This is a genomic window from Pseudomonas sp. AOB-7 (genome assembly GCF_003696305.1).
GTDB lineage: Bacteria > Pseudomonadota > Gammaproteobacteria > Pseudomonadales > Pseudomonadaceae > Aquipseudomonas.
The window spans coordinates 1-917 of the sequence record NZ_RFFK01000045.1; the positions used below are offsets into that span (position 1 = coordinate 1).

The 917-nt window shown below is 65.0% G+C and carries 1 protein-coding gene; it reads left to right on the forward strand.

The window, feature by feature from the left end; all coding sequences use genetic code 11:
• On the forward strand, positions 1 to 917 hold a 917-nt coding region (locus tag EA796_RS22910; RefSeq protein ID WP_256679250.1), incomplete at both ends, for an aconitase family protein.

The window sequence follows — 917 nt, forward strand, 5'->3', positions numbered from 1 at the left end:
GGCGACGGCATCATCCACAGCTGGCTGAACCGCATGCTGCTGCCGGACACCGTCGGCACCGGCGGCGACTCGCACACCCGCTTCCCGATCGGCATCAGCTTCCCGGCCGGTTCCGGCCTGGTCGCCTTCGCCGCCGCCACCGGCGTCATGCCGCTGGACATGCCGGAATCCGTGCTGGTGCGCTTCAAGGGCAAGATGCAACCGGGTATCACCCTGCGTGACCTGGTCCATGCCATCCCCTACTACGCCATCCAGAAAGGCCTGCTGACCGTCGAGAAGAAGGGCAAGAAGAACATCTTCTCCGGCCGCATCCTCGAGATCGAAGGCCTGGACAACCTGACCGTCGAGCAGGCCTTCGAGCTGTCCGACGCCTCCGCCGAGCGTTCGGCTGCCGGTTGCACCATCAAACTGCCGGAAGCGGCCATCGCCGAGTACCTGCAGTCCAACATCACCCTGCTGCGCTGGATGATCAGCGAAGGCTACGGTGATGCCCGTACCCTGGAGCGTCGTGCCCAGGCGATGGAAGCCTGGCTGGCCAACCCGGTGCTGATGGAGGCCGACAAGGACGCCGAGTACGCCGAAGTCATCGAAATCGACCTGTCCCAGCTCAACGAGCCGGTGCTGTGCGCCCCGAACGACCCGGACGACGCCCGTCTGCTGTCCACCGTGGCTGGCGACAAGATCGACGAGGTGTTCATCGGTTCGTGCATGACCAACATCGGTCACTTCCGCGCTGCCGGCAAGCTGCTGGACAAGGTCAAGGGCGGTATCCCGACCCGTCTGTGGCTGTCGCCGCCGACCAAGATGGATGCTCACCAGCTGACCGAAGAAGGCTACTACGGTATCTACGGCAAGGCCGGTGCGCGCATGGAGATGCCGGGCTGCTCGCTGTGCATGGGTAACCAGGCGCGCGTCGC